Annotated in this window: 21 protein-coding genes and 3 pseudogenes; 13 read left to right on the forward strand and 11 right to left on the reverse strand. The window is 65.1% G+C overall.

Going from position 1 to position 22,255, the window contains the following annotated elements; genetic code table 11:
* The first annotated feature begins 6 nt into the window (after positions 1-6).
* The 10 genes from AOZ53_RS09075 to AOZ53_RS09120 all read left to right on the forward strand — a co-directional run bounded on the left by AOZ53_RS09075 (position 7) and on the right by AOZ53_RS09120 (position 8,074).
* Positions 7-699, forward strand: a complete 693-nt coding sequence (locus AOZ53_RS09075; protein ID WP_003097513.1) for a heavy metal response regulator transcription factor — start codon at positions 7-9, stop codon at positions 697-699.
* Positions 671-2,107 carry a Cu(+)/Ag(+) sensor histidine kinase gene (locus tag AOZ53_RS09080; protein WP_003097498.1) on the forward strand — a complete coding sequence of 479 codons (1,437 nt, stop codon included), beginning with the start codon at positions 671-673 and terminating at the stop codon, positions 2,105-2,107. The genes AOZ53_RS09075 and AOZ53_RS09080 overlap by 29 nt, the downstream gene beginning before the upstream one ends.
* Before the next feature lie 947 nt (positions 2,108-3,054).
* Entirely contained in the window at positions 3,055-3,384 is a 330-nt protein-coding gene (locus AOZ53_RS09085; RefSeq protein WP_003116799.1) for an ArsR/SmtB family transcription factor, read from the forward strand.
* 13 nt (positions 3,385-3,397) lie between these two features.
* Complete coding sequence (locus tag AOZ53_RS09090; protein WP_054487624.1) at positions 3,398-3,868, forward strand: ArsI/CadI family heavy metal resistance metalloenzyme; 471 nt, start codon at positions 3,398-3,400, stop codon at positions 3,866-3,868.
* Positions 3,869-3,880: 12 nt separating this feature from the next.
* Positions 3,881-4,378 (forward strand): arsenate reductase ArsC, encoded by a 498-nt coding sequence (locus AOZ53_RS09095; protein WP_003107241.1) that lies wholly within the window; start codon positions 3,881-3,883, stop codon positions 4,376-4,378.
* Positions 4,379-4,388: 10 nt separating this feature from the next.
* A complete protein-coding gene (gene arsB / locus AOZ53_RS09100; protein WP_003109696.1) occupies positions 4,389-5,474 on the forward strand; it encodes an ACR3 family arsenite efflux transporter in 1,086 nt (361 codons plus the stop codon).
* Positions 5,475-5,488: 14 nt separating this feature from the next.
* Positions 5,489-5,911, forward strand: coding sequence for an arsenate reductase (glutaredoxin) (gene arsC, locus AOZ53_RS09105; protein WP_003107236.1), 423 nt, complete (start codon positions 5,489-5,491; stop codon positions 5,909-5,911).
* Between the two features lie 98 nt (positions 5,912-6,009).
* A complete protein-coding gene (locus AOZ53_RS09110) occupies positions 6,010-6,312 on the forward strand; it encodes a PadR family transcriptional regulator (protein WP_003107234.1) in 303 nt (100 codons plus the stop codon).
* Positions 6,309-7,538, forward strand: coding sequence for a chromate efflux transporter (chrA, locus tag AOZ53_RS09115; RefSeq protein WP_003107233.1), 1,230 nt, complete (start codon positions 6,309-6,311; stop codon positions 7,536-7,538). The genes AOZ53_RS09110 and chrA overlap by 4 nt, the downstream gene beginning before the upstream one ends.
* Before the next feature lie 5 nt (positions 7,539-7,543).
* Positions 7,544-8,074 carry a GNAT family N-acetyltransferase gene (locus AOZ53_RS09120; RefSeq protein WP_003107230.1) on the forward strand — a complete coding sequence of 177 codons (531 nt, stop codon included), beginning with the start codon at positions 7,544-7,546 and terminating at the stop codon, positions 8,072-8,074.
* 207 nt (positions 8,075-8,281) lie between these two features.
* Here AOZ53_RS09120 and AOZ53_RS09125 read toward each other — a convergent pair.
* The 4 genes and pseudogenes from AOZ53_RS09125 to mobH form a co-directional block, all read right to left on the reverse strand.
* Positions 8,282-9,748, reverse strand: a pseudogene (locus AOZ53_RS09125) (chromosome partitioning protein ParB); the annotation flags it as partial.
* 243 nt (positions 9,749-9,991) lie between these two features.
* Positions 9,992-10,473: pseudogene (locus tag AOZ53_RS09130) on the reverse strand (efflux RND transporter permease subunit); the annotation flags it as partial.
* 92 nt (positions 10,474-10,565) lie between these two features.
* Positions 10,566-11,762 (reverse strand): annotated as a pseudogene (locus AOZ53_RS09135) (efflux RND transporter periplasmic adaptor subunit).
* A gap of 293 nt (positions 11,763-12,055) precedes the next feature.
* A complete protein-coding gene (gene mobH / locus AOZ53_RS09140; protein ID WP_003109768.1) occupies positions 12,056-13,903 on the reverse strand; it encodes a MobH family relaxase in 1,848 nt (615 codons plus the stop codon).
* A 315-nt stretch (positions 13,904-14,218) separates the two neighbouring features.
* Between mobH and AOZ53_RS09145 the strand changes: the two genes are divergently transcribed.
* From AOZ53_RS09145 to AOZ53_RS09155, 3 genes are all read left to right on the forward strand, one after another.
* Positions 14,219-14,845: a hypothetical protein gene (locus AOZ53_RS09145; protein WP_003109769.1), complete on the forward strand. Its 627-nt coding sequence runs from the start codon at positions 14,219-14,221 to the stop codon at positions 14,843-14,845.
* A gap of 12 nt (positions 14,846-14,857) precedes the next feature.
* Positions 14,858-15,490 carry an RES family NAD+ phosphorylase gene (locus tag AOZ53_RS09150; protein ID WP_003090219.1) on the forward strand — a complete coding sequence of 211 codons (633 nt, stop codon included), beginning with the start codon at positions 14,858-14,860 and terminating at the stop codon, positions 15,488-15,490.
* Between the two features lie 84 nt (positions 15,491-15,574).
* Positions 15,575-15,940: a DUF3742 family protein gene (locus AOZ53_RS09155; RefSeq protein ID WP_003090216.1), complete on the forward strand. Its 366-nt coding sequence runs from the start codon at positions 15,575-15,577 to the stop codon at positions 15,938-15,940.
* 11 nt (positions 15,941-15,951) lie between these two features.
* On the opposite strand, the gene AOZ53_RS09160 is transcribed toward AOZ53_RS09155, so the two are convergent.
* The 7 genes from AOZ53_RS09160 to AOZ53_RS09190 all read right to left on the reverse strand — a co-directional run bounded on the left by AOZ53_RS09160 (position 15,952) and on the right by AOZ53_RS09190 (position 22,241).
* The gene (locus AOZ53_RS09160) at positions 15,952-17,472 is read right to left on the reverse strand and encodes a conjugal transfer protein TraG N-terminal domain-containing protein (RefSeq protein ID WP_003090214.1); all 1,521 of its coding nucleotides are present in this window, start codon (positions 17,470-17,472) and stop codon (positions 15,952-15,954) included.
* Between the two features lie 13 nt (positions 17,473-17,485).
* Positions 17,486-17,845, reverse strand: a complete 360-nt coding sequence (locus tag AOZ53_RS09165) for a hypothetical protein (protein ID WP_003090212.1) — start codon at positions 17,843-17,845, stop codon at positions 17,486-17,488.
* Positions 17,842-19,236 (reverse strand): integrating conjugative element protein, encoded by a 1,395-nt coding sequence (locus tag AOZ53_RS09170; protein WP_003109770.1) that lies wholly within the window; start codon positions 19,234-19,236, stop codon positions 17,842-17,844. Before AOZ53_RS09170 ends, AOZ53_RS09165 begins: the two co-directional genes overlap by 4 nt.
* 9 nt (positions 19,237-19,245) lie before the next feature.
* Positions 19,246-20,196, reverse strand: a complete 951-nt coding sequence (locus tag AOZ53_RS09175) for a TIGR03756 family integrating conjugative element protein (protein ID WP_003109771.1) — start codon at positions 20,194-20,196, stop codon at positions 19,246-19,248.
* Complete coding sequence (locus tag AOZ53_RS09180) at positions 20,193-20,639, reverse strand: TIGR03757 family integrating conjugative element protein (RefSeq protein ID WP_003109772.1); 447 nt, start codon at positions 20,637-20,639, stop codon at positions 20,193-20,195. The genes AOZ53_RS09175 and AOZ53_RS09180 overlap by 4 nt, the downstream gene beginning before the upstream one ends.
* 164 nt (positions 20,640-20,803) lie before the next feature.
* Positions 20,804-21,298, reverse strand: a complete 495-nt coding sequence (locus AOZ53_RS09185) for a JAB domain-containing protein (RefSeq protein WP_003090203.1) — start codon at positions 21,296-21,298, stop codon at positions 20,804-20,806.
* A 175-nt stretch (positions 21,299-21,473) separates the two neighbouring features.
* Positions 21,474-22,241, reverse strand: a complete 768-nt coding sequence (locus AOZ53_RS09190) for a DsbA family protein (protein WP_003090202.1) — start codon at positions 22,239-22,241, stop codon at positions 21,474-21,476.
* Between the last annotated feature and the right edge of the window lie 14 nt (positions 22,242-22,255).

Consider the following 22,255-nt stretch of genomic DNA (forward strand, 5'->3'; position numbering starts at 1 on the left):
CATGCGATGAAACTGCTGGTCGTTGAAGACGAGAACAAGACGGCGGATTACGTCCGCCAAGGTCTCATGGAGGCGGGATTCGTCGTGGATCTGGCGCGCAACGGATTGGACGGACACCACCTGGCCATGGGCGAGACATACGATCTGGTGGTCTTGGATGTCATGCTGCCGGATGTCGATGGCTGGCGCATCGTGCGTGCCCTTCGAGATGCCGGTAAACAGGTCCCTGTGCTCTTTCTGACGGCGCGTGGCGGTGTAGACGACCGTGTCAAGGGATTGGAACTGGGAGCGGACGACTACCTCGTCAAGCCATTCGCGTTCTCTGAGTTGCTGGCGCGGGTGCGGACGCTGCTGCGACGCGGAAGCGCTCCGAGCCAGCCTGATCGCATCCAGGTTGCCGATTTGGTGCTGGACTTGGCGCGCCGGCGCGCAACGCGCGCTGGCCAACGCATCAATCTCACCAGCAAGGAGTTCGCGTTGCTTGAGCTCCTGGCCCGTCGCCAGGGGGAGGTCCTTCCACGGTCTCTGATCGCGTCGCAGGTATGGGACATGAATTTCGACAGCGACAGCAACGTCATCGATGTAGCCATCCGCCGTCTACGCGCGAAGATAGACGATGCGTTCAATCCGAAGCTCATCCACACCGTGCGTGGAATGGGATACACGCTCGATGCGCCCGATGATGCCCCTGCGCCATAAGCCGCGGCAAAGCCGTCCAGCGTCGCTTGCATTGAGGGTCACGGCCCTCGTTGGTATCGCCACGACCTTGGTGTTTCTTGTGTTCAATTGGGTCATTCTCCGGTCGTTGGAGCACCACTTTGCTCAACAGGATGCCCACGAACTGGAGGCAGTGACAACCGCTTTGGCTCAGCCCTTGCACCAGCTTGCAAGTGACATCGCAAGCGACGAACTGAAGCAACACTTGGCCAACGCAGTCGCAGGACATCATGGGATGACGTACGGCGTCTACGATGGGGCTGGCAATAGCATCTATGCCACGCCCGGTCCTGACCTGTCTAAACTTGCCAGTAGCAAAAAGTTGGTCAACCGCATCACCGCTGACGATTTGATCGTGTGGCAGGAGGATCAGAGGTCATATCGAGGTGTGGTGCTGCAACTGCCTGCTGACGATTCAGCGGCGCCCGGCTACCGCATCGTCGCTGCCATGGACATCGGCTTTCATCTCGACTTCCTGGCGGAGTTCAAGCGCATGCTCTGGTGGGCAACCGGCTTGGTCATGTGCCTGGCGCTCGGTGTGGCTTGGCTGGCGGTGCAGTGGGGCCACCTGCCGATTCGCAAGGTCAATGAAGAGATTCGGGCGATTCGCTCTTCAAAGCTGGATGTGAGGCTGGATCCTCGGGATGTGCCGATCGAACTGGCGGAACTGGTATTCGCCTTCAACGATATGTTGGCGAGAATCGAGGAAGGCTTCACCCGGCTATCACACTTTTCCGCAGACATCGCGCACGAGTTGCGCACGCCCGTCACCAACCTGGTCACGCAGACTCACGTGGCGCTTGGCCAGCCGCGCAGCAACGAGGAATACAGAGAAATCCTCTATTCAAATTTGGAAGAGTTTGATCGGATGGGACGCATGATTGGTGACATGCTGTTTCTTGCCCAAACGGAAAATGATCCCCGCAACTTGCGTCTGTCTACCATTGATCTGTCCGAATTGGTGCGGAGTCTGTTCGACTATTTCGAGGCGCTGGCAGAAGATAGCGGCATTACGCTTGGTGTTAAAGGGGCGATCGGCAGCATAGCGGCGGATCGGGAAATGCTCACCCGGGCGCTGAACAATCTTCTCTCGAATGCAATTCGACACACGCCTCGCGGCAAGAGCATCACGGTCTTGCTTTCGCAGGACGAGCAGTGGACAACGATCAGTGTGGTCAATCCCGGTGAGAGAATTCCTGAGCGCGATCTACCAAAGCTCTTCAACCGCTTCTACCGAGTTGATCCGGCACGGCAACGAAATACGGCGGGCGCCGGTCTTGGCCTTGCCATCGTGAAATCGATTGCGGAGGCACATGGTGGCTCCGTTGCCGTGACCTCCAGTGAGCTTGTCACCAGGTTTGACTTGGTATTGCCCCATCTGCGGCAGTAGTCCGAGGGCGCTGCGGTCCGTCCAGCCAACTGGCGTATCTCTTTGCCTGATTCTGGGATCTACCCGGCCGGCCACGTTGCTACGCGAGCGGGACATTTTTTCTCCGTGACTGCCACGTGCCCAGTCCTAGCGGCAGGCGCCGACATCATGCGCTTGTGTATCCCATCGCTACGTCCACACCGCGCGCGGGGGCCTTTGCTCGGTCGTGATCCGGTCACCGATCGTCGATAGCCTCAGCGGTCAGTGCCGAACGTCTGCCTGCTCGGCGCCTCGATCGCGCGCAGACCTGGCTGTGTGCGCTGAGCCCCTGAGGTGAGTTGGAAGTTGGTCTGCTGGTTCGTTGCGCGGGTATATGTACCCGTAGCTGGGTACAGAGAGTCTTATTGATCAAGATCAAGGTACTGCTATCAGGCGCCGGCTGCATATGAACGCAGCCAACCGCCAAAACTACCTATGCAGGTGTCCACTAAAACTTGACCACTGCACCCCGCCCGAAGGCTTCTCCGACTCGCCCGCTGACGCGGGCCAGGTCAACCCCACAACGACAGGCGAGAACGCCCCGCCATGCCTTGCAGCGCCGGTCTTGAGGCGTGGCGTGGAAGCTCCATAGCGATGCCGGGCGGGTTGTCCCTGAACCGCGTTGAGGACGGCACGCACCTGCACAACCTGCCGCAGCAAGCGCCAGCGTGTTCGCCAGCGTCCCGTCCATCGCGGCGGGGCGCTGGCCGGGCCGATCCGGCGCAGCCGGTTCGGCGGCATCGAGGGGCGCCAAGCATCGCGCGGCGGGGATAGCCCGCAGGGCTTTCCCCTGGAGGCAAGCGAAGCGCGCAGCGCCGCAGGCGCGAAGGCGTGAGCAACTGTCTTGAAAGTCAAGCCTCGCAAGCGCGCAGGCTCCATTCAATTGAAGCGTTTTGCCAATGATTCAATAAATGTTGTATTATCGAATCATGAACGAGACCCAAGCCATTTCCGCCCTCGGCGCCCTGGCCCATACCCAGCGGCTGCGCGTGTTCCGCGCCCTGGTGGTCGCCGGCCCCGAAGGGCTGACACCCAGCGTCCTCGCCGACCAGCTCGACGTGGCCCGCAACTCCCTGTCCTTCCACCTGAAAGAACTGGCCCATGCCGGCCTGGTCACCATCGAGCAGCAGGGCCGCAACCTGATCTACCGCGCCGACTTCACCCAGATGAATGGGCTGCTCGGCTATCTGACCGAGCACTGCTGCCAGGGCGGCGCGTGCGAGGTCACCGAATCCTCCTCTGCCTGTACTTCCTGCTGAAAGGATCACCCCCATGAAGCGCTTTCACGTCCACCTGCACGTCGATGACCTGAACCGCAGCATCGGCTTCTATTCCCAACTGTTCGCCGCGCAGCCCGCGCGCGTCGAAGGCGACTACGCCAAATGGATGCTCGAAGACCCGCCGGTCAACTTCGCCATCTCCACACGTGGCAACAAGCCGGGCATCGACCACCTGGGTATCCAGACCGACGATGCCGAGGAATTGGCGGTGCTGAAGGCCCGCGCCGAGGCGGCCGACATGACGCTGCTGGACGAGGGCACCACGACCTGCTGCTACGCGCGCAGCGAGAAGCACTGGATCACCGATCCGCAGGGCGTGGCCTGGGAGCACTTCCACACGCTGGGCAACATTCCGGTCTTTAACGAAACGGCGCCTGCAGCGACTTCCGCCGCAGCGTGCTGTACCCCGGTGCGCGGCAAGCCGGTGGGCGTTGCGGTGAAGCCGGCTTCCTCCTGCTGCTGATGTGAGATACCCATGACCACCGACAAGACCTACAACGCCCTGTTCATCTGCACGGGTAACTCGGCCCGCTCCATCCTGGCCGAAGGCATCCTCAATGAATTGGGCCAGGGGCGCTTTCGCGCCTACTCGGCGGGCAGCCACCCCAAGGGCGAAGTCCACCCACTGGCGCTCGCCACGCTGGAGCGGCTGCACATGCCGACCGCCGGCTACCGCAGCAAGAACTGGGACGAGTTCGCGGCGCCCGGTGCGCCGGAGCTGGATTTCATCTTCACGGTCTGCGACAACGCCGCCGGCGAGGTCTGCCCCGTGTGGCCGGGGCGCCCGATGTCGGCGCATTGGGGTGTGCCTGATCCTGCAGCCGTTGAAGGCACCGACGAGCAGAAGCGCAAGGCGTTCACGGATGCGGCGCTGACGCTGCGCCGACGCATCGAATTGTTCCTGTCGCTGCCGATTCAGCGCCTGGATGCCATGTCGCTGCAGCACGAGCTGCGCAGCATTGGTACGAAGTGAGGTTGGCGCGATGAGTGTTGGAACCCAAACGGCCGGCCGCGTGCCGGCCGCCCCCACCATGAGCGTCTTCGAGCGCTACCTGAGCGTGTGGGTGCTGCTGTGCATCGTCGCCGGTATCGCGCTCGGCCAGTTCGCGCCGGGCGTGTTCCAGGCCATCGGCCGCACGGAAGTGGCTCAGGTCAACCTGCCCGTGGGCCTGCTGATCTGGGTGATGATCATTCCCATGCTGCTCAAGGTGGACTTCGGCGCTCTCGGCCAGGTCAAGCAGCACTGGCGCGGCATCGGCGTGACGCTGTTCATCAACTGGGCCGTCAAACCATTCTCGATGGCGTTGCTGGCGTGGATCTTCATCCGCCAGGTCTTCGCGCAGTGGCTCCCCGCCGACCAGCTCGACAGCTATGTCGCGGGCCTGATCTTGCTGGCCGCCGCACCTTGCACAGCCATGGTGTTCGTCTGGAGCCGGCTGACCGGGGGCGATCCTGTGTTCACGCTGTCGCAGGTCGCGCTGAACGACACCATCATGGTGTTCGCCTTCGCGCCCATCGTCGGCCTGCTGCTGGGCCTATCGTCCATCACGGTGCCGTGGGCCACGCTGCTGGTATCGGTCGGCCTGTACATCGTGATTCCCGTCATCCTGGCCCAGTTCTGGCGCCGCGCCCTGCTGAGCAAGGGCCAAGCCGCCTTCGACCGGGCGCTGGAGCGCATCGGGCCGCTGTCCATCGCGGCGCTGCTGCTCACGCTGGTGCTGCTGTTCGCCTTCCAGGGCGAGGCCATCATCCGCCAGCCACTGGTCATCGCCATGCTGGCCGTTCCGATCCTGATCCAGGTGTTCTTCAACTCCGGCCTGGCCTACTGGCTCAACCGCAAGGCGGGCGAGCAGCACAGCATCGCTTGTCCTTCGGCGCTGATCGGCGCCAGCAACTTCTTCGAGCTTGCCGTAGCCGCCGCCATCAGCCTGTTCGGCTTCCAGTCCGGCGCCGCGCTGGCCACCGTGGTCGGCGTGCTGATCGAGGTGCCAGTCATGCTACTGGTCGTTCGGATCGTCAACCAAAGCAAGGGCTGGTATGAGTGCGGCCCGAACCCTGCCCGCGGATAACCAAGACACGACTCATGAGCAACATCACCATTTACCACAACCCCACCTGCGGCACGTCGCGCAACGTGCTGGCTCTGATCCGCAACAGCGGCGAAGAGCCGAACGTTATCGAATACCTGAAGACACCGCCTGACCGCGAAACGCTGCAACGCCTGATCACGGACATGGGCGCGCCAATGCGCGCCGTGCTGCGTGAGAAGGGTACGCCCTATGCGGAATTGGGCCTCGATGACCCGAAGTGGGGTGACGAGCAGTTGATTGGCTTCATGCTCCAGCACCCCATCCTCATCAACCGGCCCATCGTGGTGACCCCGCTGGGCACGCGCCTGTGCCGGCCCTCAGAGGCCGTGCTGGACATCCTGCCGCAGCCGCAGCGCGGCGCGTTCCGCAAGGAAGACGGCGAAGCCGTGGTGGATGCGGAGGGTCGCAGGGTCTGAGACCTCCCGCACAAGCGGCAGGCAATCTGAAGTGAGGCTGGTATTATCGAATTTCGTTATCGATATTCGATATGAAAGAGAAACCTACTCCACGTGCCATGGAGCACCACGACCTGCTGTCGGGGCTGATCCGCCTGCATGTGCTGCACCACGCAGCCGAGCAGGAGATCTACGGGCAATGGATGATCGACGAGCTGGCCCACCACGGCTACCGCCTCTCCCCCGGAACGCTGTACCCGATGCTGCACAAGATGGAGCGCGACGGCTACCTCGTCTCCCGCCAGGAGCGTGAAGGGCGCACCGTGCGCAAGCTCTACACGATCACGCCCAAGGGCAAGGAAGGCTTGGCGCTGGCCAAGGACCGCATCCGGGAGTTCACCGGGGAGGCGATGCACAAATGACAGATTCCACCAACACCTTGCAGCATGAGGCCGCTGCCGCGCGCGGCTCACCCGTCGAAGTCTTCGGCGCCTTCCTCAAGCTGGGGCTGACCTCCTTCGGCGGGCCGATCGCGCATCTGGGCTATTTCCGCTCGGAGTTCGTCGAGCGTCGCCGCTGGCTGGATGACCGCAGCTACTCCGATCTGGTCGCCCTGTGCCAGTTCCTGCCGGGGCCGGCCAGCAGCCAGGTCGGTATGGCGCTGGGGTTGGGCCGCGCGGGCTGGCTGGGGCTGCTGGCGGCCTGGGCCGGATTCACCTTGCCATCGGCGATTGCGCTGATCCTGTTCGCCTTTGGCATCGCCGAGTACCAGGGGCTGGCCCAGTCCGGCTGGGTGCACGGGCTCAAGGTCGTCGCCGTGGCCATCGTGGCGCAAGCGGTCTGGGGGATGGCCAAGTCGTTGTGCCCGGACCGGCCGCGCGCCGCGCTGGCCATTCTGGCGGCGCTGCTGACCATGGTCCTGCCCTCGGCCGCGGGACAGCTTGCCGCCATCGCGGTGGCAGGGCTGCTGGGCTGGTGGACATTGAAGATCGCGCAACCCGGCGGCGGCCACGCCCACAGCTACCCCGTCTCGCGCAAGCTGGGCATCGTGGCGCTGCTGCTGTTTGCCGCACCGCTCGTCGGGCTGCCCCTGTGGGCGGCAGCCACGGACTCGTCCACGATAGCCCTGCTGGAAGGGGTGTACCGCTCCGGTGCACTGGTCTTCGGCGGTGGACACGTTGTGCTGCCGCTGCTGCAGGCCTCGGTGGTGCCCAGCGGCGTCGTGAGCAATGCCGACTTCCTGGCCGGCTACGGTGCGGCGCAGGCCGTGCCGGGGCCGCTGTTCACTTTCTCGGCCTACCTCGGCGCGGTCGCCCACGGACCGCTGCATGGCTGGATCGGCGGGCTGGCACTCCTGGGCACGATCTTCCTCCCCGCTTTTTTCATGCTGGTCGGTGCACTGCCGTTCTGGGAAGGGCTGCGCCACCGCGCGGGCATCCAGACGGCCATGGCCGGCATCAACGCCGGCGTGGTCGGTATTCTGGTGTCCGCCCTCTATGACCCGGTATGGACGAGTGCCATCCACAGCAAGGCGGATTTTGGGCTGGCGCTGCTCTCGTTCGGACTGCTGACGGTGGGGCGCGTGCCGCCGGCGCTCGTGGTGCTGTTAGCCGGGCTGGTGGGCTGGGTCATGGCGATGGGCGTCTGAATCTCATGTGGCACACCCTGACCATCCAGCTCCGACACGAAACCGCCGACGACATTGCCGCCATCGAAGCGGTCACGACCGCCGCCTTCGCTGATGCACCACACACCAGCCACACCGAGCAATTCATCGTGCGCGCCTTGCGTGCCGCCAACGAACTGACGCTTTCCATCGTGGCCGAAGAACATGGGCGCGTCGTCGGTCACGTCGCGCTGTCGCCAGTAACGATCACCCATGAGCACAGGCGAAAGACCGAGGGCTGGTATGGGTTGGGGCCGATCTCCGTCCTGCCGCCAAGGCAGGGGCGAGGCATCGGTTCGCGCCTGATGGAACAGGCGCTGTCTGAACTGCGGGCTATGCAGGCCGCAGGCTGCGTGCTGCTGGGAGATCCAACGTACTACACGCGCTTTGGCTTCCAGGCCCATGCGGGCTTGCAACTGCCGGGCGTGCCGCCCGGCTATTTCATGGCGCTGGCCCTGCATGGGACAGTGCCGGAAGGCATCGCGCACTACAGCGATGCCTTCAACGCCGCCGCCTGAGCCAGCGCGAAGGCGGCGGCGTTTTAATTCGGCTATTGGCCTTGAACACCGGGCGCGGCCACTGTCGCACCCGGATTTCGCGTCCACCGCGCCCAGGGCGGAACGGCCTGGGCGCGGTGCTGATCGCGGTTATTCCTTCGTCTCGATGCGCCACCACACAAAGCGAAGCGCCCCGGTCGAGGCCGGGGCGCTTGCCTTCGGCGCGGGTCAAGCGGCCAGTGCCTCGGCGGGTTCATCCGCCATTGCCTCGGTATCCTCCGGGGCGTCCTGCTCCGGGCCTTCTTCCTGCGCGGCCTCCTGCGGGCCTTCGGCCTTGAAGATGGCGGGCATCCAGCCGGTGCCATCGGCCAGCCGCTCGGCCTCGCTGGCAATGTCGGCCTTCTTGAGCTTCGCCAGCCGGGTGACGAATTCCGGTGCAAACGCGCCCACGGCATCCAGAATCACGGCCTTGGAAACGTGCTTGAAGTAGCCTTCTGCGGTCGGCTTCCACCATGCGGCCATGTCGAGGCCCACGGCCTGCGCCAGTTCTGCGCCGGGCTGGTGCGGCGTGGCACGGGGCGTCACCACGTCCACCGTGGAAGCCACGCACACGGCCAGCAGCCGCACCAGTTCGTCTTGCGACTTCGCCAGCAGCGCGGCGAACAGTTCGGCGCTGTCCTCCGGCAAGGCTTCCCCGGCTACCTGTTGCAGTTCGCGCAGCGCCACAGCGGCGGGCGACTCCGGCCAGTCCGGGGCCATGCCTTCCAGCCGGTCTTGCACTTTCAGGCTCACGCCCAGCGGCAGGTCGTGGCCGTGGTAGCTGTCCTGCAAAACCTTCTGCACCATGCCATGCACCAGCGCGGCCAGCGCGACGTGCGGATGCCGGGCCACTTCGATTTGCAGCGCCGCCGTGCGGTGGGCGCTCAACCGCTGCGCCAGCTGGTCGGACAGGCTCGCGGCCTTGGGCGGGTCGTCGGCGTCCTCGTGCTCCTCGTTGGCGGCTTCGCCTTCGGTGCTGCCGAAGCCGCGCCGCAGCTTTTCCAGCGTGCGCAGCGCCTTGGCCTCGGCTTCGCGCAGCAGGCCGCGATGAATAACAGCCTCGCCGTTGCGGTCGATGGTGACGATGGCACCGGCCACCTCGCGCACTTCGGGGGCGTAGCCTTGCAAGGCATTCTCCGCGTCTTGCAGTTCTCCGACCACCTGATCGCGCCGCTGTTCCAGCTTCTCGGCCTTGGCCTCGTCCTCGGCGTCGCAGGCTTCTTCCAGTTCGGCGTCGATCTTTTCGAGGCGGGTTTCCAGCGAGGCGATGCGGCGGGCCTCGCGGGTGGTCGGCTCGCGGCGGTGGCGCGGGGCGTTCTGGAACGCCTGCCGTTCCTCGTAGGCCAGATGCGGCACGGCCTCCACCCATGCCCAGCCCTCGGCGCGCACGTCCTCGGCCAGCGTTGCCAGCTTGTCGCGCACGAGCGTTTCCAGCACTGCGGTATCGGTGAGGTAGGTTCCGGCATCGCCTTCCGCGAACAGGTCGCGGCGGATGCCGCCGCCTGCCTGCCGGTAGGCGTCCAGCCCGACGAAGCGCACCAGCGCGTGCGCGGCGTCGATTTCGCGCTCGGTCAGGCGCTCGCGCAGCTTGGACGGGCTGCGCTGCCATTCCGGCGCACCATAGAACGTGGCTTCCTGCGCGGCGTGGTCGTCGGCGAAGGGACACAGCAAGACCGCCCCCTCACGCCACCCACGCACGCCGGTTTTCGGCAAGCGGAGCGCGCAGGCACGGATCAGCGAGCCGGGCCGGAGGCGCCAGCGATGGAAGCCCGACAGGGGCGAGACTCGCGCAGCGAGGCTCAATGCGCAGCACGACAGCGCGACGGCGGCACGCCGGGACGCCCGACTGCTTGGGACAGGACTACTCGTTGTCGGTCTTGCGCGGCTCGATGTGCAACTGTCCTTGACGTGCAGCCGGGCGTAGTTGCGAAGGTACAGCGTGTCGTACTGCTTATCGGGCGATGTCAGGTGCACCACCATCAGGAAGGCGGGGGACTGCTTTTGGACGGTGATGCCCTGGCGCACCACATCGCGGGCAGCCGGGCCTGAGCCTGGGCGACGCGGTTTTGTACCCGCACCGTCGCGTCATCGGCGTTGATGCCAGAACGGAAGGTGACCGTGGTCACCAGCACGCCGTCGGAGCCGGCGACAGACTTGATGTACATCATGCCTTCGACGCCGTTGATCTGCTCCTCCAGGGGTGTCGCCACGGTCTCGGCAATCACCTTGGGGTTGGCGCCCGGATACACGGCGCGCACCACGACCTTGGGATATTCGCTGATCGGCAGCGCCGGGATCGCGAGCAGGCCCGAGACGAAGATGACGATCGACAGCACAGCCGCGAAGATCGGCCTGTCCATGAAGAACTTGGAGAGGTCCATGGGCTAATACCTTGAAAGGAGTCCAGGGGGAAGCGCGCCGCGCCGCTCGTTGTGTGATACGTCCGATCGGTGGCGCGCTCCGGCGTGGTGCTTCATTTGGTGGCGGACGCGGGCGCCGCAGCAGCCACCATGGGCACCGCCGTGGCCTGCACAGGCATGCCCGGCAAGAACACCTTCTGCGCGCCGTTGACGATCACGCGGTCGCCCGCCGCCAGCCCCCCTCGCACGATGCGCAGCCAATGGGAACTGCCACCCAGTTTCACATCACGTCGCTGCGCCAGTCCATCCTTGTCTACGATGTAGACGTAGTTACGGTCGTGGTCGGTCAGCACCGCCTTGTCGTCGATCAACACGGCCGAGAATTCGCCGCTGCCGACCAGTCGCACGCGGGTATAGAGGCCCGGCGTGAAAACGCGATCCTTGTTGTCCAGCACCGCGCGCACGGCGATCGTGCCGCTGCCCCGGTCCACCTGGTTGTCGAGGAAGTCCACCGTGCCGGTGTGAGAGAAGTCCGCCTTGTCCGCCAGGGCGATCTGGACCGGCAGCTGGCCGCCTCGCTCGCTGGGGCGCTCTCCCTTGCGCGCCATGCGCGAGTAGCGCAGGAACGCCTTCTCATCGGCCTCAAAGTAGGTATAGACCCTGTCCTGGAACACGATGGTGGTTAGCACACTGGCTGCATCGCTGGCGGCCACCAGGTTGCCTGCGGTAAGGCGGGCACGGCTGGCGCGCCCGTTGATGGGCGAGCGCACTTGGGTCCTCTCCAGGTTCAACTGCGCCGTCTCCACCGCAGCCTGCGCGGCCTGCACCTCAGCCTGCGCGGACTCGTCAGCGGCGCGGCGCTGCTCCCAGGCCTCGGTGGAGACAGCCTGCTGCTCGACCAGCACCTTGGCACGTTGCGCCTCGCTTCTGCTGCGGCCGGCTTCGCTGCGCGCCCGGGTCAATTGCGCCTGGGCCCGGGCCAGTTCCGCGCGGTAGCTTCGGGCATCGATCATGAAGAGCACATCGCCCTTCTTGACCTCGTCTCCTTCGCGATAGGCGACCCGCTCGACGTAGCCAGACACCCGTGGGCGCAGCTCGACGCTCTCGATGGCTTCGATGCGTCCGTTGTATTCGTCCCATTACGTGATGGGCTTGATCTCGACCTGCGCGACGCTGACTTGCGGCGGCGGTGGATGGCCTCCGGCGCCAGCTCCGGCGTTCTCTTTACAACCTGCGAGCGCCATCGCGCTGAGGGAGATCAGTATCCAAAGCAGGCGCACGCCGCGAGGGTCGGAGCTGGAAGTCGTCATCTGAACAGGTTCCGTGGTCAGGTCGTAAAGCGAATGAAGCGAGCGCGATCGCGCTGCACGCTGTCCCCTGACGCTGCTTTCTTGGCAGCGCAAGACCATGAGCGACAGATGCGGCAGAGATCGAATCCCGTTGGTTGTCGGCTTCTCGTCTCGTCGCAGAACGCGCGCGCAAACCGACCTCGGCGGCATTACAAAGCCTCAAAACTTGAGGTCAAGCGATATCGACGTTCTGATTCGCGCCGTTGCGGATTGGTCCGCCGCGTCGCATTTTTGGACGGCTCTTGAGCCGCCGGTTACGCGAGAAGTGACAAGTAAGGATTGTTCGGTGGTGGCTCTGCGAACAGGAGCCGAACATCGTGCAATAGATAGCCATACAGGCGGCGGGACTTCCTGGGGCCTGTGACATCGCACGTCCAGATGTTCAGGCCCCTGGGCTTTTTGCGATGCAGTTGCAGGCGCTCGAAGCGCTTTTGTACCCATTGCCAATCCTGCTGGTTCTCCTGCTTGGCGAGAGTCCCGACCTGGGGGTGTTCTTGTGCGTAGCGTTGGAATACCCCGGGGCTGACCAGGTAGGCCGTGTCGCCCACCGTATGCACGAGCGCCTTCGCGTCGTTGATGACCAGCCGGCGGGTAGCGATACCTTGTTTCAGCCACGCCATGAAGTGCTCGCCCGATGGCTGCGCCGACGAGGACGTGGGCACCGGCGCTGATGACGGCACGGGCACCATCGAGGTTGGCGGTGGCGTTTGAGGGCCAGCGGCGGGTGCGTCGCCCGAGACGGCTTCCGCATCCTGTTGGGGAACAAGCAAATCGCCGATTCCTACCATCGCCAGCAGGTCCTCCATGACATCGGGTGCGGCTTGTGCGGCAGGCAAGTGAACCGGAGTCGCGGCGTCGACGCCCTCCCATGGAAGGGACTCTTGATCGTCGGTGGCTGGCTTTGCCGTCATTGCCGGCGAGGGCACCAAGGCATCGGCATTGTTGGGTGCCGGTGTCCCGTCGATTGCCACTGCCCCTGCGAAGGGCGCTGGCCGCTCTCCAGACTCCCAAATCAGCGCGGGAGCGAGACGCAGCAGGGTGAATGAGTGGGACCAGCCAGTCGTGCTGGTCACGGTCGCGCGCCAGACCGCCTTGCCGTCCGGCGTCGGTTGCAACATGCCGTGATCCTGCAGCACGTTGAAGACGGCGGTGTTGCTCGCGGGGATGCCGTCGACGCCTAGTGACAGCAGGTGCGCACGCAGCTTGTCCGAGACCGTCTTGCTTACCAGCCACAAGGCATCCTCGGTGATCCAGCCATCGGAGGCTTCCGGCTGGTTCAGCTTCAACTGTTCCTTGAGCAGGTAGCGCAGCCCGTCGAGCAACTTGCGCTGCAGCGCATGCTTGTGTGCAGCCATGGCGCGGGCCGGATCGCCGCCCAGTTCCTGGGCCACCGAAGCCCGGTCGGCCTGCACGACAAGTTCGCCCAGCACGCCGGCGCGCTCGTACTGGCCGGCCAGGACGTAGAGCAGCGGTCCCCACAGGTCGGGATAGCCACTGAGCCAGTCCAGGGCATCACGGTCGAGCAGTTGACGGTAGAGTAAACCTGTCGCGGCGCTGTGGAGCCGATATTCCCGATCGTCGCGGTAGCGGAAGCGGTATGGCTGGTGCAGCGGGCCGTGCCAGGGGTGCCACAGCGAGCCGTCGGACAGTTCGACGTGCAGATCGACGGCGATCTTGCCGATGTCGTGCAGCAGCGCGGCATAAGCGACTGCGGCAGTCCAGGCTTCAGACTGCGCCGCCTGGTCTTCGGGACTGCCGCCAATGGGCAGCAGATGGGACTGCCGCAGCTTGAGCGCATAGGCGACGATCTCCAACCCGTGATCCAGCATGCCGCCGGGGTAAGCGTGGTGATGGCTTTCCGATGCGGGGAATTGTTGGACCAACTCGGCGTAGTGCTCCAGCGGCGTGCGGTATAGGGTGGCGAACTGCCGCCGCGACAGCGACGTGCGCTGCCAGATGTGTTCCAGCAGCTTCTGCCGGCGCGGTGTTGCCAGCAGCGATGCGGCCGATTCGGGCCGCAGCAACCCTTTCGGGAGGTCGGTGGCGGGCGCTGGCGACGGGGCAGCGACCGGGGGCCGTTTTCGCTGGAACAGGGAGAGCATGCGGGTGTCCTCTGGGGGGCCGGCCGGGAGGCCTTTTCGCCTTTTCGAGGTAGGGCCTTTCCCCTTGCACCCCATTCCCTTGCCGTTTCGGCCCTTTGGCCTTTAACCGTTTCGGTATAGCCGGGCCTGGGTTGCGTCTCCAGCGTCAATGTGGAACCCGCACGAATGGATTGGACGGAGACCTGGCGCTGGCCCCTGCCTATGCTGCGGGGACGCTACCCCCGGCAGGTAGGCTCTCGCTCAGGCGACTAAGTTGACAAATGCGACAAGGGCGACTAGAGTGAATCCTGTCTCAAACCTGCTTGGGAGATGACCATGCCCACCGCCATTGAATTCATTGCCGATCGTCTGCCGCGCGTCACCGTGGAGGACGTGCGCCGTTTCGCGGATACCGTTGAAATCCGGGATGCGCCGGCTTTCGCGGCCGAGTTGCAGGCGTTCATTCACGAGCGCGTGGAGGCGGTAAAACTGCCAGCCAACCTCGAAGGCGAAACGGTGGAGCAGGCCCTGGCGCGCAAGGCGGCCGCGCTGCGCACCGAAACGCGCTGGACCCCGACTGAAACCGACGTCCAGCGAGGCCGCGCCGTGTTGCTGGAATCCTTCAACCAGCCGCACAACCTGCCGATCCCCGAGTACGCCAAGCTGGCGGACAAGTCGCGCCAGCAGATCTACAAGGACATCCTCGCGCGCCGGCTGCTGGCGCTGAATGTGGGGCCGCGCGGCCAGAAGCTGCCCGACTGGCAGCTCGACCCGGTGAAGCAGCAGTTGACCCAAACCGTGCTTCAAGAGGTCGAGGGCATCGACCACTGGACGATCTACCGCGCACTATCCGAACCGCTCGAAGGCTTGGGCGGACGCTCGCCGGTGGATGCGGTGACGCATGGCACAATCGATGACGTGGCCGAAGCGGTGTTCAACGTGCTGGGCGTCCAGGTGCATTGAGGCAAGACCGCCATGAGCCGCGAACTGCCCTTGTTCTTGATCGATGCGGGTGAACTGCTCCAGCATGTGAGCCGCGTCGTCTATCGGGGCAGCCCGCTGTACTATGGCCGCAGCGGCACCAATCGCTACGACGACCCGGCGCGGACCTACGGCGTGCTCTACCTGGGCCGCGACCTGTCCACGGCGCTGATGGAGTCGGTGTTTCACAAGCACCAGTGGCTGGCGGACGAGAAGCGCTCGATTGCGCTGAAGGAAGTCGAGAGCCGGCTCGTGCGGGCCGTGGGGGTCCTGGACGACGTGCGCTTGGCCGATCTCACGGCCGAGGGTGTCATGGCGGGTTACTTCGGCCTGAACCTGGAACAGTTGGCCAGCCGCGACTACACGCACACGCAGCAGGTGTCCGCCCAGGTGCATGCGATGCTCGGCGATGATGGCCAGCCGCTGTTCGACGGGGTGCTCTATCCGTCGCGCAACAACTATCCCGCCAAGAGCATCGCCCTGTTCGAGCGTGCGGCAGCAAGAGTCGGCGTTGTCGATGACATCGACCTGGTGGACCATGTGGACTGGCCGCGCTTCGTTGCCACGTATCGCGTCGGCGTGGAGCCTGATCCCGGGCCGGTGGAACCGGATGACGAAGCGTCCTGAAGCGGCAAGAGAGCACATTGAAGCCCCAAACAGAATGAAATGGACCAAACTGGAATAGGCATCCCTCTGTAGCAGGAGACGACCATGAACACCACGACCCGCATCAGCACCGCAGAACGCCTCGGCCGCACCTTTGGCCGCGGATGGCGCGCCTACGCGCGCGGCGAACGTCGGGCGTCGAACTGGTTGGTGTCCAAGGGGGTGCCGGCGGCCGTTGCCACCGCGCTCGTGTGGGTGGTCAAGCTGTCTGTGGTGGGATTGCTGCTCTACGTTGCTTTTTGGTTCGCACTCGTGTTGTTGGGCGTCGTGGCGGCGGCGTGGGCTGCTGCTGCCAATACCTCTGACGAGGACGAGTGGCCTTTCACCGATCTCACAGAACTGCGCAAGACACCGGGCTACGATCCCAATCTGTACAACGATACGTCGCACGAGTTGTACACCGACGACTGACGGACTCCGGGCTACTTCAGCTTGCCTCCCGTGAGTGCCCCAGCCCCCTTGCCCCCGGCTTGGCCGGCGCTCTTGCTGCCGTCCGACAACCCCTGAATGGCATGTCCCGCCCGAATTCCAACCCAGGTCAGGCTTGCCAGCCAGAATCCTGGCAGCACCAGGAACATCGTGCCCGCGACGAACATCAAGAGCATGTCGCCGAACGCATTGTTCAGCCCCACCAGCGGGTCGAAGTTCGTGTGTGGCCGGTTCCAGCCAAAGCCCCAGCCATAGAGCGCATCGAGGATAGTGCTGTCGATCCAGCGAGCGAGCTGGAACCAGAAATCCACGAAGAACAGCGCGAATTGCACGACGCTGACCGTGACGACCGTCTTCAGGTCATAGGTGCCCACGACCAGCACGAGCGGGATGCAGATGACCAGCGCCATCTTGAGCAAGGCGAGGACCATGGGTAGAGACTGTCTCACGACGTCCATGGCGGGAAACGCGGCAATCGCGCCGACGGCCATCCCAACGTCTCCCGTGGCCCGTGTCACGATGTTCGGCAAGGTCTTGTCGATCTGGCCTCCGTAGTCCGTATAGACGCTGCCCTGGTTCAACTTCTGCTGCCGCGGTGACGCGATGGCTCGGATCACCGAGTCGTCCACCTCGGCCCGGCTCAGGAACCCGGCCCAGCCCGCCAGGCGACTCAACAGGCTCGGGTCCACCTGACCCAGCAGGCGTGCCCGCAGGCCGTTACTTCCATCGCTCCACCACTGGCGGCAGGTCGGGTAGCCGCCACCGCTGGCCACCTGCGCAAGCCCTGCGTCGCGGGTGCTGTCATAGGGCCAGTCCTCGCGTGGGGTGCTGGAACGGTATGTGTCGTAGTAGCCGTTCGTGTCGGTGAAGAACCGCGATCCGATCCAGGTCACGTCGTGCATCTGCTGCTCATCGAGCTGAGGGCGCTGCATGAACAATTTGGCCCGTGCAGGCCCATAGCAATCCCGCGAGAAATCCGCTACTTCCTGAGCCAGCACCGGGTCATCGATGCGCGTAGCGTCGATCTCCATGCGCATCTGCCGCAGGTCCGTGCCGCACGGGATCGCTGCCACCGAAGCGCCCGTGACGGCGCGCGAGAGCGCGTGCATGAACGCCCACCACACCGGCACCTTCGCCGACTGGTTGTTGATGGTGCTGAAGGACTGCGACCAGCCGGTATCCCCGGGCTGCGCCACGCTGACCTGGCACTGGGCCGAGCGCGAGCTGTCGTACTGGATGGTGTTCAGGTCCACGTCGATGAACGGAATGCCGGCGAACATCACCACCACGATGGCGACGAAGACCCGGTTCTCGATGCGGGCGGCGCTCAGCACGCCTTTGTTGCCCTCGTCGGCGCCTTCCGCACGGGCCTTCAACCACTCCTGCACGATGATGGCGACGAAAGGCAGCGCGAATACCCCGCTGGATACGAGGACCGCCCAGATGCCGTTGTTGACGATCCAGGACACGAGGGTTAGGTAGTACTCCAGGTAGTCGGTCGTGAAAAGCGTCATGGCCTCGATCCCCTCAAGCGGCCTGCATCAACAGGCTGGCTTCCAGCGCCACGATGGCAACAATGCCGGCGACCTCAGCGCGAATCAGCCGGCGTCGGGCCAGCGTGCTGTCCTCGCGCGCCAGCAGCCGCCGCCGCATCCAGACCCAGCCGCAGGCCGTCGCCCCGTACAGGAACAACCGCCACACGAAGAAGTAGCCCGATGCGGCCGCGAGCCACCGCTCCCAGCCGGCCACGCTGCCAACGAGATAGATGCCGGCGATGTTGGCGCCCACCGCAGCGGCGACGATCACGGCCGCCCACAGCAGTGCTTTCGCCGCACGCCGGCTGATGAGCCAGCGCAAGGGGCGCCAGGCCATGCGCTCCGCGCTCATGGCCGGCCTCCCGGATTGCCCTTCTGCAACTGGTCGAGGCGGTCGGGCACCGGATCGCCCTCATAGATGCCGCGCGAGCCTGCCGCGCGCGTGCCATGGCGCTGGATGATGGCCATCGGCGAGTTGTTCGCCAGCTCGCGCCGCAGTTCAAGTTCGGTCTTGAGGTTGCGGATCTCCCGGTCGAGCGTGTCGCTCTCGTGGTTCACGGCCTCGACTGCCAACTCGTTGGCTGCCACGTTGGGCTCTTTCTTGCCGGTGAGCAGCGTGCGCTGGAGCAGCAGTGCCTTCTCCAGCACCGACGAAAGCGCCACCTCGGACGCGAGGCGCCGCGCCAGCAGGTCCTGGTCCGGCTCGTCGCGCAGCGCCTCGATGACGCCGCGCGTGATCGGCAGCGACGTGCTGCCGGCCTCGCGCAAGTTCTCGAAGGTGGTGTTGCGCACGCCGGAAACCAGTTCCTGCAAGACTTCCAGCTTGGCTTCGTACTCCTCCTGGATCAGCGGCGTCAGCCCGACGCCGGGCACCGTCTCGGTCTTGGTGCAGGAATCGCACGTGCGCTGCACCTGTTCCCCGAGGACCCGGGTGGCCCATTCGGTCGCCTGCTGCGGCGACGTCCAGGTCTGGCAGGACAGGCTCGCGCAACTGGTGGACGCGATGGAGGATGTGTCCGTCACGCCGCGCCCGTTGACCAGGTTGTAGCCCGCGCGGGTGACGTCGCCGACCACGCGGATGGCGGACTGGCCTGCGCCACCGGCATTGCTGCCGCCCACCCAGGGAAGGCCGTCGTTGCCGCGGCGCGTCTCGGCCTGCTCGACGGCCGACACGGCATCGTTGCTGCCAACCGCGTCACGCAAGGCCATGCCTTCGGCCATCTGGCTCCAGCCAAGCTGGCCACCCGCAGTCTCGGCCATCTTCTCCGCCATGGCGCGGCACGTCAGCTTGGAGCGGTCGAAGTCCAGCCGCGCCTGCAGCACGCCGTTGGTCAGCAGGTTGTACAGGCCCGGATCGGCGCGCTGAATGATCAGCGCCGGCAGCGATGCAACCGCGCTGGTCGCGCTCTGGATCACGTTGCTCATGATCTGCTGAAAGCCGTTCGTGATGCCGTTGAGCTGATTGCGCAGCGTGGTCTGGATGCTCATGTCGCCGCAGATCAGGTTGCTGTTCCACCCCACGCCGACCCCGATGGAGCGCATGCCGGCCGCGCGGCCCATGGACACCGCACTGCCACCGCCGATCGAGTACATGACGTCATCGCCGAGGACGGGGCCGCTGTTCTGGTATCCGACCTGCGCCCACGCCAGGCCGCAGACCAGAGCGAGCGGGCCGGCCAGCGCCTTCGGGCGCAGCAGGCGGCACGCCTTGGCGGAAAGGTTCATCGATTCAGGACGCTTCATCGTGGCACCTCAGAGGAAATCGACGCTGCCCAGGAACACCTGCCCGCGGCGTTCGCAGCACGCATAGGGACGCCACAGCGCCCAGGCGTAGTCGCCTTGTTGGGCCTGGGTCAGCGTGCCGCTGTGCGGGAACACCACGCAGGTGTTGGACAGGCGCGGCGTCAGCTCCTGCCACTTGCCCGTAGAGGCATCACCCTCCATCAGCGCGCCGGCCGGCCAGTAGCCGTCGCGGGCGTTGGCAAGCAGCGGCTGGTACACGTGGATCTGCCCGCGGCGCGTGACGACATCACCGGCGCGCTGGGCCACGACGGCCCCGGATTTGTAGTCATCGGTCTGATGCAGGAAGCCGCCGCGCGGATAGACATTGCCCCAGAGGTTCATCGTGGTGCGCGCACCGACCTCGCGCATGCCCGGAATCAACGCCTCCGGGTAGGCCATTTCAGGCACGTTGTAGCGCCAAGCCAGCGTGTCCAGGGTGCTGAGTAGATACGGCATGAAGGCCGTGCCCGCGCCTTGGCAGAAATAGCCCGACGACGATGCGAACTGGTTGAATACCTCGCCGCCAGGATGGCCGATGACATCGCTGTTCTTGAATTTGGCGAGGTTGTTGTCGTGGTCTTCGTTCGTGGTCCCATCCCCACCTGCCTGTGCGGATGGGTTGGGCGTGCTCATCGCCTGCACCTCGACCCAGGGGTTCTCTCCGGTGTTGCTGTAGCTGGAGACGACCGCATCGGGCACGTAGTGCCGGACCTTGGTGGATGTGCGCACCGTGCAGCCCGTCCAGGTGCAGTAGAGCCAGTAGCAGATGCCCACCACCCGGTACTCCAGGCAGTCCGGCGACATGACGGAGGACACGATGGTGGCGGTGTTCAAGGCGTAGCTGCCCGTGGCGCTGATCAGCAGCAGCGAGGCCACGGCGACGCGCAGGCGGCGCAGCAGGTCGAATGGGCGATGGGTCACGGCTGCGTCCTCCGGTGTTGCTCGATGCGCGCGACGGCCCGGGCCACGTCCGGCTCGCCATAGACCACAAAGCGTTGATCCACCACGACGGCCGGGATGGTCGTGACACCCAAACTCCATGCGTCGGTGACGCCCTGGTAGGCGGTGCCGATGCGGCGCTGAAGATCGGTGCCGCCTTGCTTCAGGCGTTGCCGGACGATGGCTGCTGCCCGCTCAGGGTCGGCTGGAAGATTCGCGGAAAGCTCGGCCTCGATCCGGGGCGTTTCGCCCAACTCGATCAGTCGCTCGCCGCCCATGGTCTTGACCGGGTGGCGGCTGTCGGTGACGACCACCACGTCGGCGGCGAAGGTGGCCGGGCTGAACACCGCCAGAGACGTCGGCAGCGCCACGGCCAGGCCAAGGGTTCGCCAGCCTGGTGCGAACCGGGTAAAAGCTGCTGGCATGTCATGTGCCCCGGAAGTTGATCAGGGCCATAGTCAAACGCCGAACCCCAGGCGGCCCCAACAAACAATGCGCATCGCGGCCACCCCGCATACCTGCTTGCGTCGCCGCAAAGAAAAAAGCGGAGGCCGAAGCCTCCGCGCTGATCAACGAAGCAGTGCAACCCTTACAGCAGGCCGGACTCCGCAAAGGAGAACGGGGCACCCTGGCCGACGATGATGTGGTCCAGTACCCGCACATCGATGAGCGCCAGCGCGGCCTGCAGTTGCTGGGTCAGCATGCGATCCGCGCTCGACGGCTCGGAAATGCCCGAGGGGTGCTGGTGCGCGAAGACCACCGCGGCGGCCTTCAACTCCAGCACACGCTGCACGACGACACGCGGATAGACCGAAGTCGAGTTGATCGTGCCCCTGAACAACGGCTCGTAGGCCAGCACCTGGTGCATGCTGTCCAGGAACACCGCGGCGAATATCTCATTGGGCTCGGCGACCAGCTTCACGCGCAGGTAGTCGCGCACGGCCGTGGGGTCGAGGAGTTTCGCACCCGCTTTGAAAACCCGCTTCTCCAGCAGTGCAATGGCTTGCTGGATGATCCAGTCCTCGTGTTGGGCAGCGATGGCGGAAAGCGACTCCAGGCAGGAGTCATTGACGACGAAAGACATGGCGAACCTCCAGACGGTGAGATCGGAGGGCGCGCGCCCTGGGAGGGCAAGCCCTCCTGGGGAACGAACAAGGTGCATCCATCACCGCGGCAGCGGTGATCGTTCGCGGCCAGGATGCGAGGCGAACGGGTTTCGGTCAGCGCAGTGGACTGCGCCGTAGCCTTGAAGACCGGGGCTACCTGGGCATGTCGCCGACGACGTCGGCAGGCATTTCCGATGTAGTAGGTGTGGCGGCGGGATCGCCGGCCGCGAGCATGTCCATGGCCGACAGCAAGGCATCGCCCTCGATCGGACCCTGCAGTAGGATCGCCTTGCCGGTTTCGCGATCGTGCAGCCGCAGCGACGGCGTGGCGGTCACGCCGCTGCTCGTGGCTTCCGCCGTCTGGGTGCGGATCGGCGCCTCGGGCCGTTCGCTCGCCAGACACTGCTCGATGGCTGGCGTAAGGTCGGGGTACCGCAGGTCCTCGGGCAAGCCCTGGCCGTCGCTGCGCGTGTGGGCATAGACCCACTCGACAGCCTGCCAGAAGGCGGCATGGCCGCCAGATTCGCCGGCGCACTCCGCCAGGCTCGCTTCGGCAGACGCGGCCGGCTCATGCGCGGCCAACGGGAGGTGGTGCCATTGCAAGGCCACGTCCGCGTTGCCGGCCACCCAACGCTTGAGCACTGGGAAATAGGATCGGCAGAACGGGCATTCGAGGTCCGCGTAGAGCGTCAGCGTGAAACGCCCTTCCGGATTTCCCATCTGCCACGGAGGCCCGGCCACCTGCGTCACGCTGACCGGCGTTGAAGTCTGGGGAGTGGACTTGCCAGAATAGCGGGACACGAGCCAGATCAGCAGCAGCGCTACCAGCACGGCGGCCAACACCCAGGGCCAGCTGAGCCTCCAGCGCCGACGGCGGAACGCCTGTACCTGCATCGGAATGGATGGGCGTTTCTGTTCCATGGCGTTCTCCGGTG

This window comes from Achromobacter sp. 2789STDY5608621 (genome assembly GCF_001299375.1).
Classification (GTDB): domain Bacteria; phylum Pseudomonadota; class Gammaproteobacteria; order Burkholderiales; family Burkholderiaceae_B; genus Achromobacter; species Achromobacter insuavis.